Genomic DNA, 25,896 nt, shown 5'->3' with positions numbered 1-25,896 from the left:
CTCGCGCCGGCTTTTTTGATCGAGCAAATGCCGATCAGCTGTTTTCCAGAAATGCCTTCAGCGCATCCGAACGCGACGGATGACGCAGCTTGTTCATCGCCTTGGCTTCGATCTGGCGGATGCGCTCGCGGGTCACGTCGAACTGCTTGCCGACTTCTTCCAGCGTGTAGTCGGTCGACATTTCCACGCCGTAGCGCATGCGCAGCACCTTTGCTTCGCGCGGCGTCAGCGAGTCCAGCACTTCCTTGACCGCGTTGCGCATCGACGCATGCAGCGCCGCGTCCACCGGGGCCAGGGTGTTGCTGTCTTCGATGAAGTCGCCGAGCTGGGTGTCGCCGTCCTCTCCCATCGGCGTTTCCATCGAGATCGGCTCCTTGGCGATCTTCATCACTTCGCGGATCTTGTTCTCGGGCATGTCCATCTTCTCGGCCAGCGTGGCGAGATCCGGCTCGGAGCCGGTTTCCTGCATGATCTGGCGCGAGATGCGGTTCATCTTGTTGATCGTCTCGATCATGTGCACCGGCACGCGGATCGTGCGCGCCTGGTCGGCGATGGCGCGGGTGATGGCCTGGCGGATCCACCAGGTGGCATAGGTCGAGAACTTGAAGCCGCGGCGGTATTCGAATTTGTCCACCGCTTTCAACAGGCCGATATTGCCTTCCTGGATCAGGTCCAGGAACTGCAGGCCGCGGTTCACATACTTCTTCGCGATCGAGATCACCAGACGCAGGTTGGCCACCGTCATTTCACGCTTGGCCTGGCGGGTGCGCATTTCGCCGGCGGACATCTGCTTGTTGATGCGGCGCAGTTCCGGCAGCGGCAGGCGCACGCGCTCCTGCAGGTCGGCCAGCTTCTTCTGCGCTTCCTTGATCGCCGGCACATTGCGGCCCAGCAGCACGCTGTACGGATGCTTGCCATTGACTTCGCCATCGACCCAGTCGAGATTGGTCTCGTTGCCCGGGAAGACCTTGATGAAGTGGGTGCGCGGCATGCCGCACTTGTCCACCGCGATCGACAGGATCTGCTTTTCGATATGACGCACTTCATCGACCTGGGAACGCAGCGAATCGCACAGCGTCTCCACGGTCTTCGCGGTGAAGCGCATGCCCAGCAGTTCATGCGAGATGATGTCCTGCGCCTTGACGTAGGCCGGCGAGCCGTAGCCATCCTTCTTTGCCGCGGCGACCATGCGCTCGTACTGCGCGCGGATCGCGTCCAGCTTCTCCAGCACGCCCTTTCTCAGCTGCGCGAGCTGCTCGCCGGAGAAGGTGGAGGAACCGCCGGTGCTGCCGCTGCTTTCCTCTTCTTCCTCGTCTTCCAGCTCGTCCTCGTCCTCGTCTTCCTCGTCATCCGAGGCGGCGACCGGCGCCGGCGCTGCCGATTCCTCGCCTTCTTCCAGGTTGACCAGGTCGTCGACGATGTCATCGACCTTGATCTCATCCTTGGCCAGGCGCTCGCCGGAAGCGAGGATCTGTTCGATCGTGGTCGGGCAGGCCGAGATCGCCTGGATCATGTCGCGCAGGCCGGTCTCGATGCGCTTGGCGATTTCGATTTCGCCTTCCCGCGTCAAGAGCGGTACCGCGCCCATCTCGCGCATGTACATGCGCACCGGGTCGGTGGTGCGGCCGAAGTCGGAATCGACGGTCGACAGCGCGGTGGCAGCGGCGGCTTCGGCTTCGTCATCGCTGGCGGCGGTGGCGACATTGTCCGACAGCAGCAGCGTTTCCGCGTCCGGCGCCTGCTCGTAGATCGCGATGCCCATGTCGTTGAAGGTCGCGACCAGGGTTTCGATCGCTTCCGGGTCGTTGACGTTTTCCGGGATGTGGTCGTTGATCTCGGAGTAGGTCAGAAAGCCGCGTTCCTTGCCGAGATGGATCAGCGTCTTGATGCTCTGCAGCCGCTTCTGGATTTCGGCTTCGGTGGCGCCTTCATCGAGCATGCCGGTCTTGCGGCGGTCCTTGGCCTTGCTGGCGGCCTTCAGTTCCGCGCGCTCGACCGCGTTCAGCGCGGCGATCTCGTCGTTTTCCGGAACGAATTCGGACGGCTTGCGGCCGCGTCGGCCCGGCACCTTCACGCCCGGCAGCACATAGCCGGAAGTGTCGATCGAGGCCAGCGCGGCGGCATCCTTGGTCGCGCTCACCGGAGCGGGCGCGGCGTTCTGCTTGGTCGCTTGCGCATCCTGGACTGATTTGGCGGCGCGCGGCGCGGCGGCGGTTTTCACCACGGCCTTGGGCGTTTTTTTCGTCACGGCGGGGGCATCCTTTTCCGGTTCGGCTGCGTTTGCCAACGGTGCGGCGACGTCAGTGCTCGCGGTCGGTGGCGCAGTCTCGGCAGCTTCGGGGCTGTTCGCAGGTTCCTGGTGTTCGGCTTCCTTCAGCACGGCCAGGCGGGAGCGCTTTCTCACCACGGTCACCGGGGCGGCGCTCTGGGCCGGATCGAGCGGCTCAACCATCGTGGCGTTGGCCGGCGTAGCGGAAGAGGACTTCGCGGATTTCGAGGTGAGGGTAAGCGTTTTAGCGGGTTTGTTCATTGCGTCGGTATCAGGCACTCAGTCTTGCAAAAACCATGGTCAGCCGCGGCATCGATGTCCGGATGCGGACTGGCACTTCAGGGAATTCTGTGGTCAGGGGCGTCAATTGAGGTCTTTAGGTTGGAAATCAACCGGCAGGTTCCTTCAGGCGAACAGGTATGGAGGCTGTGGTCCTGCTGATGCGGCGGACTTCCATTCCTGCGGGCAAACCGGGGATGATAGACGTTCGCGCATCCCGCGTCATTAAAAGAGACTGAAATTTGGTCCTCAACAAGCTTTGTTTGCGCATTGAGTTGCAGGCAAGAGACAAAATGGCATCGCAAACTGTCCAACATCGGCATGCAGAACCCACCAAGAAAAAAGCCCGCTGACTGGAGCGGGCTGAAATCTATGCTCTGGAAGGAGATAGAGGAGACGGTTTGGATTATGTTGGCTTGTGGAAAAATTTACCAATTGCATGTTTGGATACCAGACATATGTTTTGTGAATGACCGATTCTCAGTGTTGTCAATATCGCTTCCCTTTGTGATCGCCTTTGTTATATAACCCATCACCCACCGCCACTGGCGAGGCCAGACACTGCCCAGCCCCAAGCCGAAGGACCGCACATGACCCCTGTTGTACGCAGCCTGCTCGAGACCGATCTCTACAAATTCACGATGTGGCAGGCGATGTTGCACAGCCACCCGGGCGCGCAGACCGAGTACACCTTTGCCTTGCGCAATGATCCGGCGTTCCCGCTGACCGAGCTGCTGCCGGAGCTCGAGCGCGAGCTGGACCACCTGTGCCGGTTGTCCTTCAGCGACGATGAGCTCGATTACCTGCGCCGGCTGCGCTTCATCAAGAGCGACTTTGTCGACTTCCTCACGGTGTTTCGTTTTCAGCGCAAGTTTCTGGAAGTCAGCGCGGAAGGCGAGCATTTGCGCATCCGCGCCGTCGGCCCGCAGGTGCATGTGATGGGGTTCGAAATCTTCATCCTGTACATCGTCAACGAGCTGTATTTCCGCCGCTTTCCTCAGGAAGAGGCACTGCGCGACGGCCGTCGCCGTCTGGCGGAAAAGATTGAACTGCTGCGCCAATTCAGCCGCGAAGTGCCGGAGCGGCACAGTTTTTCCTTCTTCGACTTCGGCACCCGCCGCCGCTTTTCCGGCGACTGGCATGACGAGGTGTTGGCCACGCTGGCGCGCGAAGTGCCGATGTATTTCAAGGGCACATCCAACGTCTACCTGGCCAAGAAACATGGCCTGGTGCCAATCGGCACAATGGCGCATGAGTATCTGCAGTCCTATCAGGCATTCGGTGTGCGTCTGCGCGACTTTCAGAAGGCAGCGCTGGAAGGCTGGGTGCAGGAATTCCGCGGCGACCTCGGCACGGCGTTGACCGACGTGGTCGGCATGGACGCCTTCCTGCGCGACTTCGACCTGTATTTTTCCAAGCTCTTCGACGGTCTGCGCCATGATTCCGGCGATCCGATCATCTGGGGCGAAAAGGCGCTGGCGCATTATGCGAAGCTGCGCGTGGATGCGCATACCAAGCGCCTGGTGTTCTCGGACGGGCTTGATATTCCGAAGGCGATCCGGCTGTATCGCCATTTTGCCGGCCGGGTGCAGACCGGTTTCGGCATCGGCACCAATCTCACCAACGACACCGGCATCGCGGCGCTGAACATCGTGATGAAGCTGACGTCGTGCAATGGCCAGGCCGTGGCCAAGCTGTCCGATTCGCCAGGCAAGACCATGTGCACCGACGAGACTTTCCTCGCTTATCTGAGGCAGGTATTCAACCATCCTGCCGTGGTTTGAGACGTTTCGTTCAACGACGTCGGAACACCAGATCCCACACGCCGTGGCCGAGCTTCACGCCACGGTTCTCGAACTTCGTCACCGGCCGGTAGGACGGGCGCGGCGCATAGCCGTCGGCGCTGTTTTCCAGCGCCGGCTCGGCACCGAGCACTTCGAGCATCTGCTGCGCATATTCTTCCCAATCGGTGGCGCAATGCAGATAACCGCCCGGCGCGATGCGCGTGATCAGGTGCGCGATGAAGGGCGGCTGGATCAGGCGGCGCTTGTTGTGGCGCGCCTTGTGCCAGGGGTCCGGAAAGAAGATGTGTACGCCGGCCAGCGACGCCGGCGCAATCATGTTCTCGAGCACTTCGACTGCGTCATGCTGGATGATGCGCAAATTTTCCAGGCCCTGTTCGCCGATCAGCTTCAACAGGCTGCCCACGCCCGGCGTATGGACTTCGACGCCGATGAAGTTCTGCTCCGGCATACCGGCGGCAATCGTCGCCGTGGTGCCGCCCATGCCGAAACCGATTTCCAGGATGGTTGGCGCCGCGCGGCCGAAGGTCGCGGCGAAATCCAGGGTTTCCTTGCGATAGGGCAGGCAATAGCGTGGTCCCAGTGTTTCCAGGGCGCGCGCCTGGGCGGTGGAAAGCCGGCCGGCGCGGGTGACGAAGCTGCGGATGCGGCGTTCGGTCGGGTCGTAGAACAGCGGCTTGCCGGCGGCGTTGGCGGGGGAATGATCGGACATGCGGACAGTAGCGACAGGGGCGGGGTGCGGAAAGGGCCGTATTTTATCCCAGCCGGCAGGGGCGCAAGCCATGCCGGTGTTGACGGATGCGCAGCGCTCAGTGCCAGGCGCCGCTGGCGAGCGTCTCAATGAGCAAGGTCGGATGCAATGCGGTGGTGCCGGCGAAAGGCCGATCGTAGACCAGGATCAGCCAGGAAATGGAGCCGAACGCCAGGGAAAGCAGAACGAGTCCGACAAGCTGTTCCCGCAAGCGGACCGGGTTGAGTTCGCAGACCGCGCAGGCATTGACGAAGAAAAGCAGCAGCAGAATCGCCCATTTCATCGGGCTGACGCAAAGCTGCGCGATGCTGTGCCTTATTTCGCGGTTTTCCACCATGATGCCGATTTGCTCGGACAGCGTTTGCCATACCGCCTCCAGGTCGGGTAGATGTCGTTTCGCCTCGTACAGCCGCTCGCGCAGCAGATACATCGCTTCCTCGGTGTTTTCGCTGCGCTGTTCCGCGCGCATGGCATCCCAATCCTCGGTGACCACCGTTCTGGCGTAGGCAAGCAAGGCCTCCTGCAGCGGCGGTCTCGCGTCCGACGGTAAATGGCGCAGCAGCTTCAGGCTTTCGGCGATGGCCATGCCTTCGCGCAGCACCACGGTCTTCGCCCGGTTGTCCGCTACCCAAACTTCGTTGGCAATAAAGGTGATCATCAATGCCGCGGGGACAACGGTTGCGGACAGCGTCGTGGAAATCATCAGTGCCCCTGTCGCCGCCGGCCAGAGCCGCCTGCACCAGCGTGTGATGCCCAGGGCAAGTCCCGAAATGGCGAAGGCCACGCTGATGCTGATGAGGAAGAGCAGGGCGGTGGGAAGGTCGAACAGCAGGTCGTAAAGACGCATGTCAGCTCCGGAACAAGGACGGCGAAACCGGAAGTTAACATTCAAAGTGTTAATCGGTAAGCCTGTCTCGAACGCAATGATTCCTGCGGAGTGCGCAGCCAAGGCTGGCGAACCAGGATATGGCGCCGGATGCCGGGAAGCGTGTTGGGAAATGCGGTAGGGGGAAGATGGAGCGGGTGAAGGGAATCGAACCCTCGTATAAAGCTTGGGAAGCTTTCGTTCTGCCATTGAACTACACCCGCGAGCCCGGCAATTCTACGCAGGTTTCCGGCTGGCTGGCAAACCCGTCGCGTGATGCGCGCGCATGACAAAACTCCATGACCGCGAGGTCATGGAGTCGGCGGGTACAGCGCCTTTGGAGAGGCTTACGCCTGCTTGCGACGACGCGACAGGCCCAGGCCCAACATGCCCAGACCGATCAGCGCAACGCTGGCCGGCTCAGGAACGCCGAACACCACGTCCATCGAGCCATTGATCACCTGCGTGCCGGTCGGGCTGAAGTTGTTCAGCTGGCCCGACTGGAAGGACACGTTGTAGAACGGCGTCGGCGAAGTGAAGTACTGGCTGCCCTGTGCGGTCAGGTTGAAGCTGGTGGAAGAACCGAAGCTGCCGCAGTTGATGCCGGCGCCGGTGCCGTTGGAGCAGGTCGACAGTGACGGATTCAGCGTGCCCTGACCGGAGGTCGGGATGCCAGTGGCGATCAGGTAGTCGTCGCTGTTGTTGCTCACGGTCCAGGCGGTCGAGCCATTGGCTGGCTGGTTGAAGGTCGAGTTGGTGCTCGGATCGATGAACACCTGCAGGCTGCCGCCCGGCGTGAAGTTGAAGGTAGTGGTGCCACCCGCGCCCGAGCTGACGGTGCCGGAACCAGTGTAGAGCGCATACATGCCGTACTGCTGCGAAATCGTCGAACCGGTCTGGCCCAGTTGCGTCGGCACTGGCGAGGTGCCGTTATTGGCGACGAACTGGCCGGCATTCCACAGCAGGGACACGTTGAAGGTACTGCCGCTGAAGGTAATCACTTCGGTGTAGTTGCCGGTGATCTTGTCAGCGGTGAAGGAGCCTGCGGCCGCGCCCGGCACCGATGTCTCCGTGACCCGGAAATCCGGGAAATTGACTTGAGCCATGGCGCCCGAGCTCGCCAGACCCAAAGCGCCGGTCAATGCAGCTGCCAGCAGGGTTTTGCTGAAAATCGTTTTCATGTTTTCTCCGAAAATTTTCATTTCGTGCAATTACAGAGCCTCCCAGTGAATCGGCACGGCCTGTAAACTCTCGGTTTTTCGCTGATGTCGCTAAGTTTTGGTTATTCGACATGTTTCTTCTAGCAGTAACCATGCCAAATAAAAAACTTATTAAAAAACATGACCTTATGTGAAATTTATGCTTGCTGATGTGAAATCATGTAAAAACACACGACATTCCCGTGTTGCAATCCTTGATTTCGCGCAAGCGGAGTAATGCACTTAGGAAAAGTGCAAATCAGAAAATTCTCGAAAGGAAGTGAATTGCGCTCCGTTGAGTAGCGCTAAAGAGAGGGGGAAGGTCTTGCTATTTGAATAAAGTTTGGGAGGACGCTGCGGTCGAATGACATTGCAAAATCGGAAAAGGTTTCCGCTTTACTGCAGGAATTGTGTATTTCGATCAACTCGTGCACAAAAAACATCTTGTAAATTGTTCAACCGCTAAAAGGAGACAGGCATTCGTTCCATGCCGTACAAGAAAATCGATAAAGCTATGACTCAGAAGAAAAGTTTCTCCGCGAAAACACGCGGATATGCAAAATCCTCCTGCATTTCGTCGAAACCTGCATACCTGACTCGGCCAGTCATTCACTGGGCACTACAGAGAGCATTTTGACCATGTTTTCTATTTGCCAACGGGAAAAATTGCCGTTCGTCGCCTAATTTCGCACTTCGCGAACCTATTGGAACTACCCCCTTCTAATCTCCCGTGTTGCCGATAGTCAAAATCTTTCGATGGAATACGCTGTCCTGGCGGCAACTTTGAAACGAACGGAAAGTATCTGCAAATTTAAGGAGCCTCTACAGTGTTTGATCATCAAGACCAAAAGACCTATCTGAAGACCGAAGCTTCTGGTCAGGATCGGCTGCACGAGCGCCGTGAACAGGAGACCAGAACTTCGGTACATGCTTATTCAGAGGTGCATGATCTTGAAGTCGATGAAAGAAGTTTCCAGATTCGCATGGTTTCCAGTGAGACCTGCCGCAGCGATGCCAGTTCACTGATACATCGCATGTATGCCACCCGTGGCTACACCGTTTCCAATCCGCTCGCCGAGCATTCGCATCGCTACACGATGACGATTTCCCAGGGCGATCAGGTGCTCGGCACGATTACCATGGGCATCGATTCACCGTCCGGCATCCTGGCCGATGAAATCTTCAAGGATGAGATCGATGTTTCGCGCCGCCAGGGCCGCAAAGTGTGCGAATTGACCAAGCTGGCTTTCGATCCTTCCGTTCGGTCGAAAGTGGCGCTGGCATCGTTGTTTCACATGGTTTTGATTTATGTGCGCCGGGTGCAGGGCGTCAGGGACGTGTTCATTGAAGTCAACCCGCGTCATCGCCGCTTCTATGAGCGCATGCTCGGTTTCACCGCGCGCGGCCCGAAGAAGATGAACCCGCGCGTGAATGCGCCGGCTTATCTGCTGTGTGTCGACACCGACTTCGTGGAAGAGCAGGTTCGTCGCGTCGGTGGTACCAGCACCCATGAAAACGCAGAAAAGACCCTATATCCCTACTTCTTTTGTCCGATCAGCGAGCAGCAAAACAAGGTTATCATTGAGAAATACATTGCCATGCTGCGCAAGGACCCCGGTAACGCTGATGTGCTGAATGCATTGGCCGGTGTTTATCAGGCAAGTAGAGGGACCACAACCGTGGAACGCATGACGAATTCGCATTAGGGCTTTATGGGTATCCAGCGATTCAATTTGGAAGCAACTTCCTGATGTCCGGCATTTCTGGACCGGACGATCCGCTGGGACCGCACGAAGGCAGCCGCGTCATCAGCGATGGCCATGCGACGCCGGACGATGATCCGCAGGCGGGGCCCGTTGACGACTTCGTCATCGAACAAAAGAACTTCAAGATCCGTCTCGCCGACACCGAGAAGGGCCGCAATTCGGCCAGCATGCTGATCAACAAGATGTATCAGTGGCGCGGCTATGGCGGCGGTCATCAGGTCAGGCAGCATCCGTCGCGCCTGACGCTGACCGCATCCGATCATGAACGGGTCATAGGCACTGTCACGCTCGGCATCGACTCCGACGAAGGACTGCTCGCGGACGAGATTTTCAAACCGGAAGTGGACAGCTTTCGCGCCAGGGGGCGCAAGGTATGCGAGATGACCAAGCTCGCGTTCGATCCGGACATCCGATCGAAATTCGCGCTGGCCTCGCTGTTTCACATCATCTTCATCTACGGCAGGCGCATCCATGGCTGCACCGATGTCTTCATCGAGGTCAATCCGCGCCATCGCCGCTTCTATGAATCGATGCTCGGCTTCAAGCGCCAGAGCGAGATCCGCACCAATCCACGCGTGAATGCGCCCGCGTATCTGCTGTGGGCTGACCTGGATTATGTGGAAGAGCAGATCCAGATCCATGGCGGCAGCAGCGACCGCGCCGCCCATACCCGTTCGCTCTATCCTTTCTTCTTTTCGCCGCGCGAGGAAGCCGGTATCCACCAGCGTCTGCTCGCCATCGGCTGAGCTGCCGGTGTCCTGCATCGGGGACACCGGGCAACTTTCCTTCCTCAGGCAGCCCGTTTGGGTTTGCGCACGACCACGTTCCAGGTATTGCCGGACTTGAATTCCCGCGCCACTTCATAGCCAATCGCCAGCATGCGGCGACGGATCTCTTCCTCATGGAACGGGCTGTACAGGATGCCCTTGCGTATGCCCCAGTCGTTGATGCGCTGCGCGGCCCAGCGCAGCGGCGGTATGCCTTCGGGGTACAGCAGCACGTTCGCAGCCAGGGTGCCGCCGGGCTTGAGTACGCGGAAGATGTCGCGCAGCGCATCATCGACCGCCGGGAAGCAATGGATCGAATTGGCGATGTTGGCGGTATCGAAGCTCGCGTCGGGGAAGGGCAGGTTCGCCGCGTCCGCATGCTGCACCTGCACGTCCGGCTCCTTGGCAAAGCGCTTCTTCGCGCCGGCAAGCATCGATGGCGCATAGTCGATGCCGGTGATCTTCACCTGCGGCATCTTCTTCCAGCGCCGCCAGCGCAGCATCAGTTCGAGCAGCGTGCCGGTGCCGCAAGCCACCTCCAGATGGTTCGGCCCGAAATGCGGACCGAAGAAGCGCAGCTGCGTGCCTATCGTGCTGTTGTAGGCGAAGGTCAGAATGAAGAAGCCGCGTATGTCATACCACCATGGTTCGGATGAATAAGCCTCGGCGATCTCATCCCGTGTTTTTCCACTGCTCATGAAGCTGTTCCCTGTTTCCGATTGGTACGGTTGTCGAATATAAAAGCTGACAGTCGAACTATCAAGCTGCTAAACGGACTATCAACTTGGTGAGCGGACTATCAAGCGACAAGCCACAGCGCGCCGCGACACTTGATGAAAGCGGAACCAGCGCCGGACTTGTCGAGTCAGTAGACCGGGGTTTTCTGTTACAGTTTCCGCTTTTCACTTCCCTCTGCCCTGAGATTGCTCAAGGCAATCCGGTCACAGCACGGGACGCCGCGGCGCTGGCCATACCCGTTCCGATGTCAGTCATGAACAAAGAATTCGATTACCAAAGAGCGTTTTCGCGCAATATCGGCTGGGTCACTGTGGAAGAGCAGGGGCGGCTGCGTGGCGCGCGCGCTGCCATTGCCGGCCTGGGCGGCGTCGGCGGCTCGCATCTGCTGACCCTGGCGCGCCTGGGCATCGGCAATTTCAACATCGCCGACTTCGATCATTTCGAGGTGCACAACTTCAACCGCCAGGCCGGCGCGATGATGTCCACCCTCGGCGAGCCCAAGGCCGAGGTCATGGCGCGCATGGCCAGGGACATCAATCCCGAAGCCGATGTGCGCGTGTTCGGCGAAGGCGTGACGCCGGAAAACGTCGACGACTTCCTGAAGGATGTCGATATCTATGTCGACAGCATCGATTACTTCTCGGTCGAATCGCGCCGTTTGCTGTTCGCCGAATCCTACCGGCGCGGCATCCCGGCGGTGACGGCCGCGCCGCTGGGCATGGGCGTGGGCTTCCTGTATTTCGAGCCGGGCAAGATGAGCTTCGAGGATTACTTCCAGCTCGAGGGCCACAGCCGGCGCGAGCAATTGCTGCGCTTCATGGCCGGCCTGGCACCCAAGGCGATCCACCGTCATTACCTGGTCGTGCCGGAAGCGGTGAACTTCAAGGAGGAGCGCGGTCCTTCCACCGGCATGTCATGCGACTTGTGCGCCGGCTTCACCGGCACCCAGGTGCTGAAGATCCTGCTGGGGCGTGGTAAGGTCCGCGCGGTGCCATGGAGCCTGCAGTTCGACGCCTATGCGCAGAAGCTGGCCTTTACCTGGCGTCCCGGCGGCAATGCCAACCCGATGCAGAAGCTGCTGTTGGCCATCATCCGCCGGCACATCAAGGAGTAGGGTGTGTTTGATAAGCTACTGCGCGGCCCGCCATGCCGCCTGCGATGCTCTGCGTACCATTCGTACGCGTGCGCTTCTCGGCGCCATGGCGGACCGCTCGCTACTCTTCTCAAACACACCCTAGGGCAGATCAGGCGCTGCCGGTCACGCCGCCCATCACCGGCAGGATCACGCCGGTAATGAATCCCGAGCACACCGGCGCAGCCAGGAACACATAGGCCGGCGACACCTCTTCCGGCTGCGCCGGCCGCTTCATGTCGGTGCCGCTGCCGAACTTCGATACCTTCTCTTCATCCGAATCTGCCGGGTTCAACGGCGTCCACACCGGCCCCGGCGCTACCGCATTGACGCGGATGCCGCGCGACACCAGGTTGGTGGCCAGCGACATCGTGAACGCATGGATTGCGCCCTTGGTGGTCGAGTAATCGAGCAGCTTCGGGCTGCCGAACAAGCCAGTCTCGGAACCGGTGTTGATGATGGACGAGCCATTCTTCAGATGCGGCAGCGCGGCCTTGGCCATGTGGAAGTAGCCATAGATGTTGGTGCGCATCGTTTCATCGAAATGCTCTTCGGTGATGTCTTCGAGCGACTCCGCATGCAGCTGAAACGCGGCATTGTTGACCAGCACATCGAGCTTGCCGAATTCGCGTACCGTGCGCTCGACCGCATCACGGCAGAAGTCTGCATTCTTCACATCGCCCGGAATGCACAGGCAGCGCCGGCCTTCGCGCTCGATGTGCTGCCGGGTTTCCTCGGCGTCGCCATGCTCGTTCAGATAGACGATGGCCACGTCCGCGCCTTCGCGCGCGAACAGTACCGCAACCGCGCGGCCGATGCCGGAATCGCCGCCGGTGACGATCGCACTCATGCCTTCAAGCTTGCCGCTGCCCTTGTAATCGGGCGCAAGGAAGTTCGGCCGCGGATTCAGGTCCGATTCATTGCCCGGCTTGGCCAGGTGCTGCTTCGGCAGCGGCGGCGCCGGCTGCGCGCGGGCGCCGGCCTGCACTGCGCCCTGTTCGCCGGAAGAAGATTTGCCGGACTTGTCCAGCGCATCGATTTCCTGCTGGATCTTGCGCTGCTTGGCTGCCACGTCTTCCACGTCGGCCTTGCCGTTTTGCGTTGCCATGTCGCTTTGCTCCGTTGAACAAAACGCTCAGTGTAGGCAGGGGCTGCGCGCGGCGTCGCGGGCGCGCCGGAGCGCGGTTGCGAACCGTCAAGCGGCAATGCGCGCGCGCCGCCGCCGCGCCAGCAGCCACAGCACGAGCGCGGTGCCGGTCAGAGCGAGCTGGCCGCTGGCGAGGATCAATACCGAACCGGACAAGGCCGGCGCCAGCACGCCGGAAACAAAGGCGCCGAGCACCGTCATCGAGCAGGACTGGCACGAGGCGGCGATGCCGCGGATCTGCGGAAACAGGTCCAGCACCAGCAGCGTTGCGCCGGGTGCCACCACCGACATGCCGAAGGTGTAGAAGAACAGCGGCAGCACCGACCAGGGCAGCGCAGGCGGCAGGAAGGCGTGGTAGGCGACGTTGAACAGCGAGGAGCCGATCAGCAGCGCAAAGCCGGCGTTGGCCTGCTGCCGTATCGTCGCGCGGCCTGCCAGGCGATTGACCGTCAGCGCGCCGAGGAAGATGCCGGCCACCGAGGGCACGAATTGCCAGGCGAACTGGCTCTCGGAAAGATGCAGATGCTGGATCAGGAACACCGGCGCGGCCGACACGTACAGGAACAGCCCGGCGAAGTTGAAGGCCACCGTGCCCGCTTCGAGGTAAAACAGCGTCGACGAGAACACGCCCTTGTAGCTTTGCCACAGCACCGAGGGATTGAAGGGCTGGCGCTTCTCCGGCGGCAGCGACTCGGGCAGGCCGCGATAGCACCACCACAGCAGCAGCGCGGTGTAGAAGAACAGGAAGATGAAGATCGAGCGCCAGTCGAAGATCTTCACGATCCAGCCGCCCATGATCGGCGCGATCGCTGGCGCGATCGAGAAGATCATCGTCACCAGCGACAGCAGCCGCGCCGCCGCCGCGCCGGCATATAGGTCGCGGATGATGGCGCGGCCGATCACCACGCCCGCGCCGGCGGACACGCCCTGCAGGATGCGGAAGATCCACAGATAGGTAATGCTGTGCGACGCCGCGCAGGCCAGTGAAGCCACGGCGAACGCTGCCAGGCAGATCAGGATGATGCCGCGCCGGCCATAGGAGTCCGACAGCGCGCCGTGCCACAGCGTCATGATGCCGAAGGACAGCATGTAGGCCGTCAGCGTCTGCTGCACTTCGATGGGCGTGGCATGCAGCGACTGCTCGATGCTGGCGAAGGCGGGCAGGTAGGTGTCGACCGCGAACGGTCCCAGCATCGCCAGCGCGGCGAGCATCAGGGCCAGCGCATTGGTGGTGGGGGCGGCTTTTTCCGGTGTGGGCGAAGACAAGGTTCAGTTGCCTCCGCCACGGCGCCGTCGCATTGCGGCGCGCTTACTGCCGAGAAGTGTTGTGCCATTCGTCGTTAAAGGCTGTCCTGCCGAGGTGACGCCGTGGAAGCGGAGCGACCGAATGGTGAGGCCGCGCGCGGGCTGGCCGACATGATTGCCGCGGCGCGCAGCGAATGCGCTCGATTGCTTGACATCGCGTCGCGCGCAGCCGCGCCGCATCCCGGCATGGCGCATCCCTGAAATCTCTCTTGCTACCGCATTCATGCACCGCGCTCCGCTCCGGTTTTTGGAAGCACGAAGCATAGCGTAATTGCATCGACGCCGCCTTGCGAGCAAGCCGGCGCGGATCATCAGCGCCAGGGCATGAAACCCATTGCCCGCGTTGCGACGCGTGCCAACGCTAACGCAGGCGCGCCGCAGTGGTTTGGATCGCCCGGGCACCGTCCCGAACCGGAAAACCTGGTGCAGAAGTCGCTGTCGCGCTCGCGCCGTCAATGGGCATTGCTAGCCACGAGAATCTGGATTGGACTTGGCATCCGCAATATCGGGTGTGACGTGTTCGACATCCACGTGGCCGATATCATCGCTTTCATCCATGGACATTAAAGATAGATTGGCCTGTCACCTTCGCGCAAGAATGTCGCCAAATCGATGATCGAATGAGCGAGCTCGCACTCTCTATCCGTCATGGGGTATGAAAATGAAAAATCGTTGGAAACAAGCAGCATCAATAGACGCAAGCGTACGTCCGAAGGAGATTCGTGCAGCCGCCTTTTCAAAAACGGAAGGATCTCCAAAACCGGTGCGATGTCCATGTTTTTCATGTTTTCACACTGTGCAAGAATGGATGGAAGATTTTCATATCCATCGCAAAGTTCCAGCATGAGCAGTATGTGAGCTCGGGTTCCTCTTTGGATGGTGGAAGCGAAATCATTACTATATGGCATAAGCGTTGGATACCTCAGCACTGCTGTTCCGACGAACATATCGATGGCTGAATAGCCGTTTCCCATTAGGCGTGCCAAATATTTTATCTGTACGGCTGGGGACAGAATCTTCTGCAATTGTTTTACTTCATCCTCGCGAGTCTCCGGGTCAATAAAAATGGCGTTTTCGTGATTGTCAGCGCAGCAAAAAAATATCAATGGCTCAGTCAGGTAAGTTTTGCTGTTCGCCGGCCATACGCGCATTGCATTTAATTGGATGAAAAATGAGGATATTAATCCATCGTGATGTTTCTTCGAAAGAATTGAGTTCGCCACCGGCCTTAACTCGTCGTCTATACCCATTTCGAATGATTCATGGTCTTCCATATGGTAGACCCAGAGATTCATAAAAAAGGACTGCACGTCAAAACCAGATTCCGCCATGTGCCTTGCCAGCGAGTTAGCCTCGGCCCTGGCGCGCGCGACCATGCTTGCCTGCCTTTCAGGCATGCGTTGCAGAAAATCTCTCAAAGTATCTTGCAATAGTTTTCCGTCGCTGCCTTTAAAGAAAACCGATAGATGCGCGAGCAAGCAAAATAAGCGAAGATGGCCCGGTGGAGACTTCTTCTTTAAAACCGCAACAATCCAGGCGAGCGTTTTGGATTAAAATTTTGGCGTACGCAGATAGGCCGTCACGCACGAAAACATTGCCAACACATCTTCTGTCAGTTCATCGGGCGGCAAATTTCCGAAAATCTCGAGCATTCTTTTCAATGACACTATCGGGGAGGCGCTGCGAATCCGCTCGGTGTAATAGTTTTCGTTCAACCAGCATTGGTCCATAACGTAGCCGATCATCAACTGGGCAATCAGTGTGGCTCTATTTTCAAGTGCCGACTCCATAATGTGCTCGCACAACGTTGCGACATCCGCGCCCTCCATGTGAAGAAAATAAGTCATTCTATAGGCAAGATAAATTACTTCCTTGGTGAGCGCATCGCCCTTTAGCTGCAGCAAATATCGCATCAGTGCTTCAGCAATCTTTACGAAAACCGGCTTCGTGAGTATGGAACGTCGCTCAAATCGGGATGGTATCCATAATCTCCCTGTCCACCGACAAGTAGCATTTCCAAGCTGGCCATAAGCATTCTTGCGGAGAGCGCTGGTTCGAGGATATTGCAAAGGTCGAAGCATGCCGGGATTAATTGAATTGCCAGTTTTTCCTTCGCGGACTTTTTTTCATCCAATGGAAATTCATCTTCTCGATCACTTTCATCGTCGCAGTAGTAGTCGCAAGAAGATAGTACGACTGGGATAATGTCGAATATTTCGGTGCGGTCGGCATTCCTTGTAAGCGCAATCAGTGTTTCGCGAGACGAATTGTTATCGTCATTTGATTCGAGGGCACTCCAAAAAAGTAGTTTTGTTTTATAAAATGCTTTGCATGGTGTTGACATGGAATTTGTATCCAGTTCTTCTGCAAAAGCTTGTTCGTAATTTTCTCTCTTGCCAAAAAATTCCGCAAGCTTGTGTTGAAGTAGGAATCAGGGTGTCCATAGTTATCGAAATTTTTGGTTTTAAAAAGAAATTCCAAAGTCTGACTTCTTAAATTTTTGTCCAGCTTTCGAAAATGCTCAAAAAAAGATCGCACAAATTTTGCTTCCAAGGTGTGGATATAGGCGGATTCATCATCAATACAGGGTTTTGGGCCAAATCCGTTCCAGAGCATTTTTCATTTTTTAAAGCTTTACTTAATTCGCCAGAATTTATGCTTTCTATGTGCCTGTCGCGGGCCACGAAGTTTGGCCTTGAAGCCAAGGTAATTCGACGCTCCGATTTTTGCGATATTTTCAAATCCTTATCAAAATAGAAGCGTTTGGCCGTGCATGGCAGCGCTGCCTTCGCTTCTTCCGGCAAACGCAGCCAGATGTTGGGCATGACGTCGCCTGGCAGGGTGATCAGCGTATTGATTGTGAAGTCCGGTGCAGGCTGGACGCAAAGTTGGGAAGAAGATTCGTGCGCGCGTCTCATGGCGGGATCCGTTTAAAAAAAGATTCTGAGTGACACGAAACCTGCAATTGCTCGGATTGCCGAACGCCAAGCTGCGATGTTTAAGTTGGGAAATTTTTGCTGCGTTAGAGGTAACCGGCCGGCCGATATCAATGACTGACCGAAAGCCCGCGGCCTCGACAAGACGGCGACATGTGCCGATTTCCTAGGACACGTACCACCGCCTGCGGGGACCCGTGATGGAAAGCTAATCAAACACAGCCTGCCGCGCAGGGTGCGCAGACCGGTATTAATGAACGGGTAATGATCCGATGAGGAACAGGTTTACGGCTAGCTATCGACCCGGGCTTCGATCTTTTCCAGACGCAAGCGATGGGAAAATTCCTCGGGAATCCTGGCGGCAACGGCTTTGATCGGCTCGAAAAGCTTGAGTCCTGCTTCATTAATGGGCATATCGACGTTCTTGACCAGCAAATTCAAGTAGTCGGGCTTATCGCCGTCGCGCAGGAATTTTGCCAGTTCGGCCATCGATTTCATGAATGCCAAGTCAGCCGAGCTTGGCGTTCCTTCAATTGGATAATGGCCGGATGCGAGTTGATGCAAAATGCGATAGCGTTCCGCAGGCGTACATTTCTCCAACACTTTCTGCCAGAAAGGCAAGAGGTTGACGATGTGCTGATTACCGGCGGCGCACGCCTTTTTTCCGGTTTCGAGAATGAGCGGAAGGTCCTCCTTGTTTCTCGCGCAAAGCTCGAACACGGATCGGAGGTGTGACAGGGAAACCTGTTGCATATCGAGCTGCGAAGGTAGCATCTGCGGATACCTCAGTACCGCCATCGCGACCGCTTGTACAGCAAAGCCATAATGGCCATTTTCAATCATGCCTGCCAAATACTAACCTTTTACAAAGTAGAGTCACTATCTCGCGTATTGACATTCAGGCTGCAGGAAGAAGGATCGCACCAGACGTGGGAGTTTCTGAAGGCGGCGTAGGGCGCCAAGCGCCAACTTTTTCATATCGTCCTTGGCCTGTACCGCCTGCTTGCTGACACGGCGCTTAACGTGAGCCCACACCTGCTCGTCCGGGTTCAAATGTGGCGCGTACGGCGGCAGGTAAAACAGCCGAAGCTGTCCATTGAGTCCTTCTACATAGTCCTGTACCTGCCGGGACTTGTGAATCGGATGGCCGTCCACAATCACAAAGACTGGCCTGGTGGCACCGATCATCAGGCGGCTCAGGAAGTCCTTGAACACTGGCGCAGTCACCGTTCCATCATGCACCATGAAACGGAAGTCACCGCGTGGGCTGACGGCAGAAATCATATTCAATGAGAAGCGGCGGCCAGTGACCGTGACGACCGGTGTTTCGCCAACCGGTGCCCAAGTCGTGCCGGTGTGGTAATCAGAGCGGATACCGGCTTCATCGGCAAAGTACACCGTGGCACCGACTGCGCGTGCTTCTGCCTTGATCTGCGGATACGTTTCGGTTTCCCAGCGCCTGACCATGGCAGCATCCTGTTGCCAAGCCTGGTACAGCGGCTTCTGCGCCGAAAAACCGAGCAGCTTCATGATCCGGCTGACAGACGCCAACGAGAGCGACTTGCCAAACTGGCGGTGGATCAGCTTGGCAATCAGCGACAGCGTCCACAGGCCGTATTCCAACTCGAACTGCTGGGGCGTATGGTTTCTGACTGCCTGAGCGATCCAGTGCATCTCTTCATCGCTGACCTTGGCTGGACGTCCCGGAATCGGTTTGGCGAGCAGCGCCTGTTCGCCGCCGTCGGAAAACTTGGCCAGCCAGTTGAATACCGTGCGCACGTTCAGCCCGAAAACTGCCGCGACGCTGGTCACCGTCTGCCCCTCATGTACGGCCCTGATGGCCTGCTGCCGCATCACCTGCAGCGTGTGGTGGTCGAGCTTGCGACCATCTGACGTTCGTTTGCATCTCATGTCCACCATCATAGCAGCGACATGGCATTACTTCATGAAAGGTTAGTAATTCAGCTGTGTTCCCGGAGACAAGGTCATATTCAATTCTTGCAACTCATCCTGTGATGAATCCGATACGACATGATCGGAATTTTTCCAACCATCGTTGCTTGAAAAAAATAGCAGTGGCTCGGACAAGTGCTGCTTATTCAGCGACGGCCAGGTTTGCATAGCCTCCATTTGAAGAAAGAATGAAGTAGTGAATTCTTGGTGATAATTTCCGGATAAGATCAACTCCATTCCTTGCGTCAGACAATCCAGCGCAGGAAGATCGACAAGGGTAGAACTGTAATTGCGCCAAAGGGATGAATAGAAAACTTTCTGTCCGATTTCAAGTTTCCCAAGCGCATCCGCAAGCGCGAAGGACCCGTGCAAGGCCGCAGTGAGCACATTTTCATACGGCTTCGACAGCCTCTTTGCAAACTCCTTCAGAACCGTCCGCAATCTCGTTCCATCCTCGGAGCTGAAGAAAACGGATAAATGCGCCAGTAAAACGAGTAATCGCGGATGCTCGAACGGCGATCTGGATGCCAGGATCGCGATAATCCAGTCAAGCATGCGGGATTGCAATTCTGGCTCATTCAGATAGGCAGTCATGCATGAAAATGTTGCCAATACTTCGGCTGTCATGTCTTCAACAGGCAGGGACTGGCAAATATCAGCCATGCTTTCCAAGGCGGAGCATGCATCGTCGTGATTTTTCCTGGCATAATTAATTGACTGGTTGAGTGCATAGACCAGCATCGCCTGAGCGATCAGCCTGGCTCGGTTTTTTGTGGCTGAGTTCTCTACGATCTGATTGCACAGTTTCTCGAAATTAAGATTAATTTCAAAGAAATGGCTTCCCATCCGGTGCATCAGATATTCCATGGTTGCGTCATGCGTCTCGCCCTTTAATTGAGCCAATGCATAAATCAATGCTACAACGGTTTCGAATTGTATTTGTTCGGCGAATTTTCGATTCGGATCATTCGGTGCAAAGCATATATCGATTCCCTGCAGAAAAAGTAATTCCAGGCTTGCCATGTGCAATTGAACTGCGAGTTCCGGCTGTATGTCCCGGCATCTATGAAAGTAAACTCGCGCAAGGGTATTCAGAGATCCCTGAGTCGGAAGCGCTTCGCAAAAGCTGATCCCGAAGGGCCTGTGCCGCATTTGGGTTTTTCCGGTTTTCGCGGCGCAAAAGGCCAGAACCCAGGGCAGGGCATCGACCACTTGTGAGTCTTTCGTGCCTTTCATGAATTCGATCAGCTCTGCGAATGTTGTGCCGGCAGCTATTTCCGCATTGGCGTTTCTGTTCGTCATTTCTTGGGCGAGCTGACGTTCCTTTACGTACCCCTTTGCGTAAAGGAACCATATTTTCATGGACGTGCCGCAATGTGGCGACATGGACGTTACATCGAACTCTTCGGAAAGGGCGCGTTCACTGGTGTTTCGCGTGGTAGTGAACGCAAGCTGGAAATCGGCGAGCATTTGCCTGTTCGAATGCGTTTGCCTTGAAATCTCGCTTTGGAAAATTCGATCGAGGACGCGGCCCCTGAGACTTTTATCCAGATTCCTCAATGCGTCGAAGCAAATCCGGAGATATTCCGCGCGTTGATGGGAAGGTTTCGGCTGATCTATAAACGATTCCAGGTTTCGAGCCCGGCCTGCCTGCGTGAGGCTTTTGTCATCAAGCATATCGCGCACCTTGTCGAAGTAGGCGGACGGCATGCCTGAATGATGGAAAAACGAGCCTTCCTCAACGACAAAAGTAGGTCGCGCGGTTAAATCGAATCTACGCTCCAGGCGTCGAAACGTGCGAAATTCTTCTTCGTCATAAAAGCGCTTGGCTGTGCATAACAGCGCTGCCATCGCGTCTTCCGGCAAGCGCAGCCAGATATTGGGCATGACCGCATGGGGCAAGTCGGACAGGCCGGGATACGTCGCCTCCGGCGCAGCCTGCGTGCGGGAAACGGAATTGCTTGCTAGTTGAGATTTCATGGTTACATCCCAAAAAAGAGCTGCCTTGGTAACGGCGGGCACGAAATTGATCAGCACACTTTTGAACGGAGACTGTCATGCGCGCCGAAAGAGCATGCGGTAGCCGCAATCACAGGCTGGTTGCTGTTTTGAGAACGTTCGCGATAGGCTGGCAAGCGCTGTAATGCGTTTCTTGCAACCGGTCTGAACGCCTTCAGGCGGCGCTGTCATGGATATACGTGCCTTTTTTTCGGGGAATATAATTCTCCATCCCGATCCATGCGCGGCAGAATTAGCGATATCAGGCTTCGGACTTGCGCGCATATTTCAATCTTTTCTAGATCCAAGCGTTCGGCGAATTTAGGTGGAATGTTGGCTGCAACTGCCTTGATTGCGGCGGCCGACCAATCAATTGCATGGTTATCGCAAGGCGTGATCTTGTACGGGGGCGGCGCCAATTGGGTTGCGCTGGCCATGGTCACCAGGCATTGCCTTCCTCTTGGAAGAACTCAACAGCGTCCGACTCGATCAATGGGCCATGCAACAGGGTATTCAACGCCAGGCGCCCATCCGGAATGCACTCTATGAGAACAAGCAATCGTTCCGGCCTTTGCTCGTATTCGGCAACGAGCGCCGCTTCCCAATCGGGAGAGGCCTGATAGGCGGAAAGCACCAATTCCCATTTTTCCGTACTCAGGGAAGTGCATGCCAATTTCAGAGAGATATCGCTTCCATTCTCCAGGTGCGATATCCATTTGAAAATCATTTTAATATCTGAAAATGACAGGCGCCTATCCCGGGGCGCCGCTATAATACGGCCCACTTTTTCCAGGGGGTGTAATTTTTCTCCGCGATTCGTACGATCCCGGATCAATGAGGCCAGTTTCTGCACATGCACGCATATTGCGATGGCCTGTAATTGCAGGCGGCTGCCAAATTCTGGAGGAATGCTGGCCGCAACTGCCTTGATTGGCGCAAAAAGATGGACCCCGGATTCGCTAATGGTAATGTCAATTCTTTGCGCCAGCCTGTTCAGGTAATCAGGTTTGTCCCCATCGCGCAGATATCTTGCCAATTTGCTCATTACTTGCGTAAATGCCAAATCTCCAGATGTCGGCGTTCCTGTAATGAAGTAATGGCTGGATGCGATCATCGTCAATAATCGATAGCGGTCTGCCGAAGAGTATTCCTTCAGCAACTTATGCCAGAAAGGCAGAAAACTCACGATGTGCTTGTTGTTGGCGAAAGTGACGCCTCTCCCTGCTTCGATTATCAGGGGAAGATCGCTTTTGTTCTTTCGAAAAATTTCCAGTATCGATTTTATGTGGAACACGGATGGCATTTGCGCGTGGCCATGCAGCCATACTGGGGTGGGTGAAAACTGCGCCACCGAGCTTAACGGAGGAAGTTCCCGGTATTTCAGCACCGCCAGCGCAAGGAATTGGATGCCATGGCCATGATGGCCGCTATTGAGCAAAATTTTCAGATATTGCAGTTGCGCCGCGGGGGAAAGAACCGTCTCCAATTTTCGCAATTCCTGCTGCGCCGAATCCGATGTAATGGTGGTGGAATTTTCGGGGCTATCGTTGTCTCCAAAAAACGAGAATGGCTCGAATACGTAATTTTTCTGGAGCTCAGGCCAGGTGCGTATTGCATTCAATTGGAGAAAGAATGATGCAATGAACTCTTCGTGGCAGTTTTCCGAGAGAATCAACTCCCTCTCTTTTCTCTTGCAGACGTCCCAGTCTTCGTGTCCGGTAGACAAGTCGTGATCCCGCCAGAGCGTAGAGTAGAAGGCGCTCATTTCGACATTCCACTCCGCAAACTTGTTCGCGAGGAAGTTTGCACCTTTCAGGCTGGAGGTGAGCTTGTCCCTGTGCGCACCCGACATGCTTTCCACAATATTTTGCAAAAACAACTGAAGCGTGAATTTTTTCTCATGGTCAAGGAATGCAGACAAATACGCGAGCAAACAAACCAGTCTTATATTTCCGGAATATGGATTGGTTTGTAAATATTTGATGAGCCAATCGAACATGTTCGACTGCAATTCCGTGTTCTTCATGTATGCGGTCATACATGAAAACATCGCGAGGGCATCCGCTGTTAACGCTGTGGCAGGAAGGTTCCGCCAAAATGGTTCCACGCTATGAAAAATCCGGATGTTATTCGATGCAGCATGGCATGGAAAAGAAGAAAGAACATCAATGAGCATTAGTTGAGCACCCAGTCCGGCACGGCTTCTGCAAGCCGATTTCATGGTTTTCTCGCACACGTGCATTATTTGGAGCTTGTAAAAATCATGTCCGCCAAACGTATGCCTTATTCGATGTAATGGGTACTGCAGTAAGTCGATACTCGCTTCGTCATCGAGTTGGAGCAGGGTGCGCACCAAGGCTTCACAGGTTGTTTGTCGTACAGTCTGGTTTGACCGCCAATATTGGCTGGGGTCTTGGAAAATGTGGTCACCGTTATGGAGCTGCAACAATTCCAGGCTTGCAGAATGCACCTTGGCGGATAGTACAGGGTCGATCCTGTCACAGTACTCGTAATAAGCCATTATCAGAGCAACCTCGGGTTGGGCTGCGGATCCTGCATTATTTTTGGTGAGAACATTTCTATTGTGAAGGCACGGTATCCAGGACAGGGCGTGGATCATTTCGCCTTCTTCCACGTTTTTCATGAAATCGATCAGCGCTGTGGACGCTTTGGCGGAATTTTTGCAGAACTCGTCGTTTTTGCAGGAAATTACAAAAAACAGCCATATTTTTATGGTTGCCCTGCTTTGTTCCGACATGAATGCGAGCTCAAATTCTTCTGCAAGGCCTAGTTCCCAGTCTTCCCGCTCGCCGATGATTTTCAGCAGAAATGGCGCGAAATTGTTTCCTAGTAAACGATATTGTTCCAGAATCCAATATTGAAAAATTTTCTCCAGAGCCCGGCCTCTCGCATATCTATCCAACTTTTCCAGTGCGCTGAAACAGGTTTCATAAAATGCGTCGCTCGGGCAGGAAAAAGCCTGAGCGTCGATAAACAATTCCAGACACCGGGCCAGGCCTATCGAATCGAGATTCGTGTCGTTGAGCAAGGCTTGCACCGCTTCGATGTCCGGCGAATGAGTTCCGTTGCCAAGGAAAGTGGGTCTCGCGGTCAGCGCGATCTTGCGCTCCAGGGCTCGCGCCGTGAACAAGCGTTGATCGGAATGGAAACGCTTGCTGGTGCATAGCAGCGCCGCCATCGTTTCTTCGGGCAGGCGCAGCCAGATATTGGGCATGACATCGTGCGGAAGATCGGTAAGGGTGCCGGTCGAAACATAGGGCAGGGTGCGGACCGGGGAAGTGCGATCGTCAAGTCTGCGTTTCATTGCTGATCTCCAGGATCGTGGGCCGGGTAAGTAACGCGGTATCCCACTGCGCTCAGCCTTTCGCACACCTGATCGGATGGTTGCCAATCGCGACATGGACAGGCCGGCCGCCCGCTGCCTCCCGGCCGATTTTGACTTACATCAAGGATCGCCAGAGGCCCGATTCCCTACACTGCAAGCGCTCGCAGTGCCGCCACATCCGCGCGGCAGCGTGCCCAGGAGTTTTCTTACCATGTCGGTTCTTTCGCCATCCGCGCTTGCCTGTCCCGCGGTCGAATTCGATGCGGCGCTGATAGGCAGGATGAGCCTGCAGGGACCGCGCTATACCTCGTATCCCACGGCGGACCGGTTTTCCGAGTCCTTCGATTACGGCGACTATCTCGAAGCCGTGGCCGGGCTGCGCGCTCGCAACAAGGCCAATCCGTTGTCGCTGTATGTGCATATCCCGTTCTGCGACACGGTCTGCTACTACTGCGCCTGCAACAAGATCGTCACCCGCGACCGCGAAAAGGCCACTACCTATCTCGATTACCTGAAGCGCGAGATCGCGATGCAGGGCCAGCAGTTCGTCGGCATCAATGAAGTCTCGCAACTGCATCTGGGCGGCGGCACGCCGACCTATTTCAGCGATGCGCAGATGGACGAGCTGCTCTTGACACTGCGCCGCTGGTTCCGCTTCGCGCCGGATGCCGAAGGCGAATACGCGATCGAAGTCGATCCGCGCAGTGTCGATGCGGCACGCATTGCCCGCCTGCGCGAGCAGGGCTTCAACCGCATCAGTCTTGGCGTGCAGGACTTCGACGACCGCGTGCAGCGCGCTGTCAATCGCATCCAGCCTGAGTCCGAGACCCGCGCCATGATCGATGCTGCGCGCGCTGCGGGTTTCCGCTCGATCAACATCGACCTGATTTACGGTCTGCCATTGCAATCGACGGTGACGATGGCGGCTACGCTGGACAAGGTGGTCGCGGCCGCGCCGGACCGCATCTCGATATACAACTATGCGCATCTGCCGCATTTGTTCAAGCCGCAGCGACGCATCGCGGATGCCGACCTGCCCAGTCCGGAAGAGAAGCTGCGCATGCTGTCGCTGTGCATCGAGCGGCTGCAGGAAGCCGGCTATGTGTACATCGGCATGGACCACTTCGCGCGGCCGGACGATGAACTTGCGATTGCGCAGCGCCAGGGCCGGCTGCATCGCAACTTCCAGGGCTACTCGACCCATGCCGACGCCGACCTGGTGTCCTGCGGCGTGTCGGCCATCAGCGCGGTCGGCGCGACCTACAGCCAGAACGTGAAAACGCTGGACGCGTATTACAGCCTGCTCGACAGCCACCGGCTGCCGATCGCGCGCGGCATCCGCCTCTCCATGGACGATGTATTGCGGCGCTCGATCATCCAGATGTTGATGTGCAATTTCGAGTTATCGATCGCGGCCTTGCAGCAGGCGTATCCGATCGAATTCCGCAGCTACTTCGCCGCCGAGCTCGAGCAGCTCGAAACGATGCGCGAAGACGGCCTGCTTACGCTCGATGACGAATGGATCACCATCAGCGCCCGTGGCCGGCTGCTGGTGCGCAATGTCTGCATGGTCTTTGATCGTCATCTGCGCAATCGCAGCGCCGAGCCGCTGCGCTACTCGCGCACCATCTGAAGACGCGTCC

General features: G+C 56.7%; 22 protein-coding genes and 1 tRNA gene. 7 read left to right on the top strand and 16 right to left on the bottom strand.

Annotated features, from left to right (window positions below; genetic code table 11):
• Positions 1 to 34 precede the first annotated feature (34 nt).
• A complete protein-coding gene (gene rpoD, locus JJB74_RS03395; protein WP_200590385.1) occupies positions 35 to 2,530 on the bottom strand; it encodes an RNA polymerase sigma factor RpoD in 2,496 nt (831 codons plus the stop codon).
• Positions 2,531 to 3,138: 608 nt separating this feature from the next.
• Between rpoD and pncB the strand changes: the two genes are divergently transcribed.
• Positions 3,139 to 4,332 (top strand): nicotinate phosphoribosyltransferase, encoded by a 1,194-nt coding sequence (gene pncB, locus JJB74_RS03390; RefSeq protein ID WP_200590384.1) that lies wholly within the window; start codon positions 3,139 to 3,141, stop codon positions 4,330 to 4,332.
• Between the two features lie 10 nt (positions 4,333 to 4,342).
• On the opposite strand, the gene trmB is transcribed toward pncB, so the two are convergent.
• The 4 genes from trmB to pepA form a co-directional block, all read right to left on the bottom strand.
• Positions 4,343 to 5,062, bottom strand: a complete 720-nt coding sequence (gene trmB, locus JJB74_RS03385) for a tRNA (guanosine(46)-N7)-methyltransferase TrmB (RefSeq protein ID WP_200590383.1) — start codon at positions 5,060 to 5,062, stop codon at positions 4,343 to 4,345.
• Positions 5,063 to 5,159: 97 nt separating this feature from the next.
• Positions 5,160 to 5,948 carry a bestrophin-like domain gene (locus JJB74_RS03380; RefSeq protein ID WP_200590382.1) on the bottom strand — a complete coding sequence of 263 codons (789 nt, stop codon included), beginning with the start codon at positions 5,946 to 5,948 and terminating at the stop codon, positions 5,160 to 5,162.
• Between the two features lie 168 nt (positions 5,949 to 6,116).
• Positions 6,117 to 6,190 (bottom strand) — tRNA-Gly (locus tag JJB74_RS03375).
• Positions 6,191 to 6,313: 123 nt separating this feature from the next.
• Positions 6,314 to 7,147, bottom strand: coding sequence for a flocculation-associated PEP-CTERM protein PepA (pepA, locus tag JJB74_RS03370; RefSeq protein WP_200590381.1), 834 nt, complete (start codon positions 7,145 to 7,147; stop codon positions 6,314 to 6,316).
• Between the two features lie 845 nt (positions 7,148 to 7,992).
• Between pepA and JJB74_RS03365 the strand changes: the two genes are divergently transcribed.
• Complete coding sequence (locus JJB74_RS03365; RefSeq protein ID WP_200590380.1) at positions 7,993 to 8,871, top strand: N-acyl amino acid synthase FeeM domain-containing protein; 879 nt, start codon at positions 7,993 to 7,995, stop codon at positions 8,869 to 8,871.
• Between the two features lie 44 nt (positions 8,872 to 8,915).
• Positions 8,916 to 9,677: a GNAT family N-acetyltransferase gene (locus JJB74_RS03360; protein ID WP_234483639.1), complete on the top strand. Its 762-nt coding sequence runs from the start codon at positions 8,916 to 8,918 to the stop codon at positions 9,675 to 9,677.
• A 44-nt stretch (positions 9,678 to 9,721) separates the two neighbouring features.
• Here JJB74_RS03360 and JJB74_RS03355 read toward each other — a convergent pair whose 3' ends face one another.
• On the bottom strand, positions 9,722 to 10,396 hold the full coding sequence (locus tag JJB74_RS03355) for a class I SAM-dependent methyltransferase (protein WP_200590379.1): 675 nt from the start codon (positions 10,394 to 10,396) through the stop codon (positions 9,722 to 9,724).
• A gap of 293 nt (positions 10,397 to 10,689) precedes the next feature.
• On the opposite strand from JJB74_RS03355, the gene JJB74_RS03350 reads away from it, so the two are divergent.
• Positions 10,690 to 11,550: a ThiF family adenylyltransferase gene (locus tag JJB74_RS03350; protein WP_200590378.1), complete on the top strand. Its 861-nt coding sequence runs from the start codon at positions 10,690 to 10,692 to the stop codon at positions 11,548 to 11,550.
• A gap of 130 nt (positions 11,551 to 11,680) precedes the next feature.
• On the opposite strand, the gene JJB74_RS03345 is transcribed toward JJB74_RS03350, so the two are convergent.
• Complete coding sequence (locus JJB74_RS03345) at positions 11,681 to 12,676, bottom strand: SDR family oxidoreductase (protein ID WP_200590377.1); 996 nt, start codon at positions 12,674 to 12,676, stop codon at positions 11,681 to 11,683.
• An 87-nt stretch (positions 12,677 to 12,763) separates the two neighbouring features.
• Complete coding sequence (locus JJB74_RS03340) at positions 12,764 to 13,981, bottom strand: multidrug effflux MFS transporter (RefSeq protein ID WP_267913124.1); 1,218 nt, start codon at positions 13,979 to 13,981, stop codon at positions 12,764 to 12,766.
• A gap of 102 nt (positions 13,982 to 14,083) precedes the next feature.
• Here JJB74_RS03340 and JJB74_RS03335 point away from each other — a divergent pair, with 102 nt between their 5' ends.
• Positions 14,084 to 14,221 carry a hypothetical protein gene (locus JJB74_RS03335; RefSeq protein ID WP_200590376.1) on the top strand — a complete coding sequence of 46 codons (138 nt, stop codon included), beginning with the start codon at positions 14,084 to 14,086 and terminating at the stop codon, positions 14,219 to 14,221.
• A 123-nt stretch (positions 14,222 to 14,344) separates the two neighbouring features.
• Positions 14,345 to 14,587 (top strand): hypothetical protein, encoded by a 243-nt coding sequence (locus JJB74_RS03330; RefSeq protein ID WP_200590375.1) that lies wholly within the window; start codon positions 14,345 to 14,347, stop codon positions 14,585 to 14,587.
• On the opposite strand, the gene JJB74_RS03325 is transcribed toward JJB74_RS03330, so the two are convergent.
• From JJB74_RS03325 to JJB74_RS03290, 8 genes are all read right to left on the bottom strand, one after another.
• The gene (locus JJB74_RS03325; RefSeq protein ID WP_200590374.1) at positions 14,584 to 15,450 is read right to left on the bottom strand and encodes a hypothetical protein; all 867 of its coding nucleotides are present in this window, start codon (positions 15,448 to 15,450) and stop codon (positions 14,584 to 14,586) included. The two genes, JJB74_RS03330 and JJB74_RS03325, sit on opposite strands and share 4 nt — an antisense overlap.
• A 120-nt stretch (positions 15,451 to 15,570) precedes the next feature.
• Positions 15,571 to 15,933 (bottom strand): hypothetical protein, encoded by a 363-nt coding sequence (locus JJB74_RS03320; protein ID WP_200590373.1) that lies wholly within the window; start codon positions 15,931 to 15,933, stop codon positions 15,571 to 15,573.
• A gap of 17 nt (positions 15,934 to 15,950) precedes the next feature.
• The gene (locus tag JJB74_RS03315; protein WP_200590372.1) at positions 15,951 to 16,364 is read right to left on the bottom strand and encodes a hypothetical protein; all 414 of its coding nucleotides are present in this window, start codon (positions 16,362 to 16,364) and stop codon (positions 15,951 to 15,953) included.
• 148 nt (positions 16,365 to 16,512) lie between these two features.
• Complete coding sequence (locus JJB74_RS03310; protein ID WP_200590371.1) at positions 16,513 to 16,938, bottom strand: hypothetical protein; 426 nt, start codon at positions 16,936 to 16,938, stop codon at positions 16,513 to 16,515.
• Positions 16,939 to 17,247: 309 nt separating this feature from the next.
• Positions 17,248 to 17,808, bottom strand: a complete 561-nt coding sequence (locus JJB74_RS03305; protein WP_200590370.1) for a hypothetical protein — start codon at positions 17,806 to 17,808, stop codon at positions 17,248 to 17,250.
• Between the two features lie 27 nt (positions 17,809 to 17,835).
• Positions 17,836 to 18,867, bottom strand: a complete 1,032-nt coding sequence (locus tag JJB74_RS03300; protein WP_200590369.1) for an IS630 family transposase — start codon at positions 18,865 to 18,867, stop codon at positions 17,836 to 17,838.
• A 42-nt stretch (positions 18,868 to 18,909) separates the two neighbouring features.
• Positions 18,910 to 20,889 (bottom strand): hypothetical protein, encoded by a 1,980-nt coding sequence (locus JJB74_RS03295; protein ID WP_200590368.1) that lies wholly within the window; start codon positions 20,887 to 20,889, stop codon positions 18,910 to 18,912.
• Positions 20,890 to 21,346: 457 nt separating this feature from the next.
• Positions 21,347 to 24,232 (bottom strand): hypothetical protein, encoded by a 2,886-nt coding sequence (locus JJB74_RS03290; protein WP_200590367.1) that lies wholly within the window; start codon positions 24,230 to 24,232, stop codon positions 21,347 to 21,349.
• A gap of 232 nt (positions 24,233 to 24,464) precedes the next feature.
• On the opposite strand from JJB74_RS03290, the gene hemN reads away from it, so the two are divergent.
• Positions 24,465 to 25,886 (top strand): oxygen-independent coproporphyrinogen III oxidase, encoded by a 1,422-nt coding sequence (gene hemN / locus JJB74_RS03285; RefSeq protein WP_200590366.1) that lies wholly within the window; start codon positions 24,465 to 24,467, stop codon positions 25,884 to 25,886.
• The last annotated feature ends 10 nt before the right edge of the window (positions 25,887 to 25,896 follow it).

This window comes from Noviherbaspirillum pedocola (assembly GCF_016632335.1).
GTDB lineage: Bacteria > Pseudomonadota > Gammaproteobacteria > Burkholderiales > Burkholderiaceae_D > Noviherbaspirillum_A > Noviherbaspirillum_A pedocola.
This window is presented reverse-complemented; position numbering and strand designations above follow the sequence as displayed.

What these genes read in the sequence shown, in the direction of transcription:
- pncB (WP_200590384.1), top strand. Translation starts at nt 3,139, where the DNA reads ATGACCCCTGTTGTACGCAGCCTGCTCGAGACCGATCTCTACAAATTC.
- hemN (WP_200590366.1), top strand. Translation starts at nt 24,465, where the DNA reads ATGTCGGTTCTTTCGCCATCCGCGCTTGCCTGTCCCGCGGTCGAATTC.
- JJB74_RS03290 (WP_200590367.1), bottom strand. Translation starts at nt 24,232, where the DNA reads ATGAAACGCAGACTTGACGATCGCACTTCCCCGGTCCGCACCCTGCCC.
- JJB74_RS03355 (WP_200590379.1), bottom strand. Translation starts at nt 10,396, where the DNA reads ATGAGCAGTGGAAAAACACGGGATGAGATCGCCGAGGCTTATTCATCC.
- pepA (WP_200590381.1), bottom strand. Translation starts at nt 7,147, where the DNA reads ATGAAAACGATTTTCAGCAAAACCCTGCTGGCAGCTGCATTGACCGGC.
- JJB74_RS03295 (WP_200590368.1), bottom strand. Translation starts at nt 20,889, where the DNA reads ATGAAATCTCAACTAGCAAGCAATTCCGTTTCCCGCACGCAGGCTGCG.
- JJB74_RS03310 (WP_200590371.1), bottom strand. Translation starts at nt 16,938, where the DNA reads ATGAGACGCGCGCACGAATCTTCTTCCCAACTTTGCGTCCAGCCTGCA.
- trmB (WP_200590383.1), bottom strand. Translation starts at nt 5,062, where the DNA reads ATGTCCGATCATTCCCCCGCCAACGCCGCCGGCAAGCCGCTGTTCTAC.
- JJB74_RS03380 (WP_200590382.1), bottom strand. Translation starts at nt 5,948, where the DNA reads ATGCGTCTTTACGACCTGCTGTTCGACCTTCCCACCGCCCTGCTCTTC.
- JJB74_RS03300 (WP_200590369.1), bottom strand. Translation starts at nt 18,867, where the DNA reads ATGAGATGCAAACGAACGTCAGATGGTCGCAAGCTCGACCACCACACG.
- JJB74_RS03345 (WP_200590377.1), bottom strand. Translation starts at nt 12,676, where the DNA reads ATGGCAACGCAAAACGGCAAGGCCGACGTGGAAGACGTGGCAGCCAAG.
- rpoD (WP_200590385.1), bottom strand. Translation starts at nt 2,530, where the DNA reads ATGAACAAACCCGCTAAAACGCTTACCCTCACCTCGAAATCCGCGAAG.
- JJB74_RS03320 (WP_200590373.1), bottom strand. Translation starts at nt 15,933, where the DNA reads ATGCGATATTTGCTGCAGCTAAAGGGCGATGCGCTCACCAAGGAAGTA.
- JJB74_RS03360 (WP_234483639.1), top strand. Translation starts at nt 8,916, where the DNA reads ATGTCCGGCATTTCTGGACCGGACGATCCGCTGGGACCGCACGAAGGC.
- JJB74_RS03315 (WP_200590372.1), bottom strand. Translation starts at nt 16,364, where the DNA reads ATGTCAACACCATGCAAAGCATTTTATAAAACAAAACTACTTTTTTGG.
- JJB74_RS03330 (WP_200590375.1), top strand. Translation starts at nt 14,345, where the DNA reads ATGAAACCCATTGCCCGCGTTGCGACGCGTGCCAACGCTAACGCAGGC.
- JJB74_RS03350 (WP_200590378.1), top strand. Translation starts at nt 10,690, where the DNA reads ATGAACAAAGAATTCGATTACCAAAGAGCGTTTTCGCGCAATATCGGC.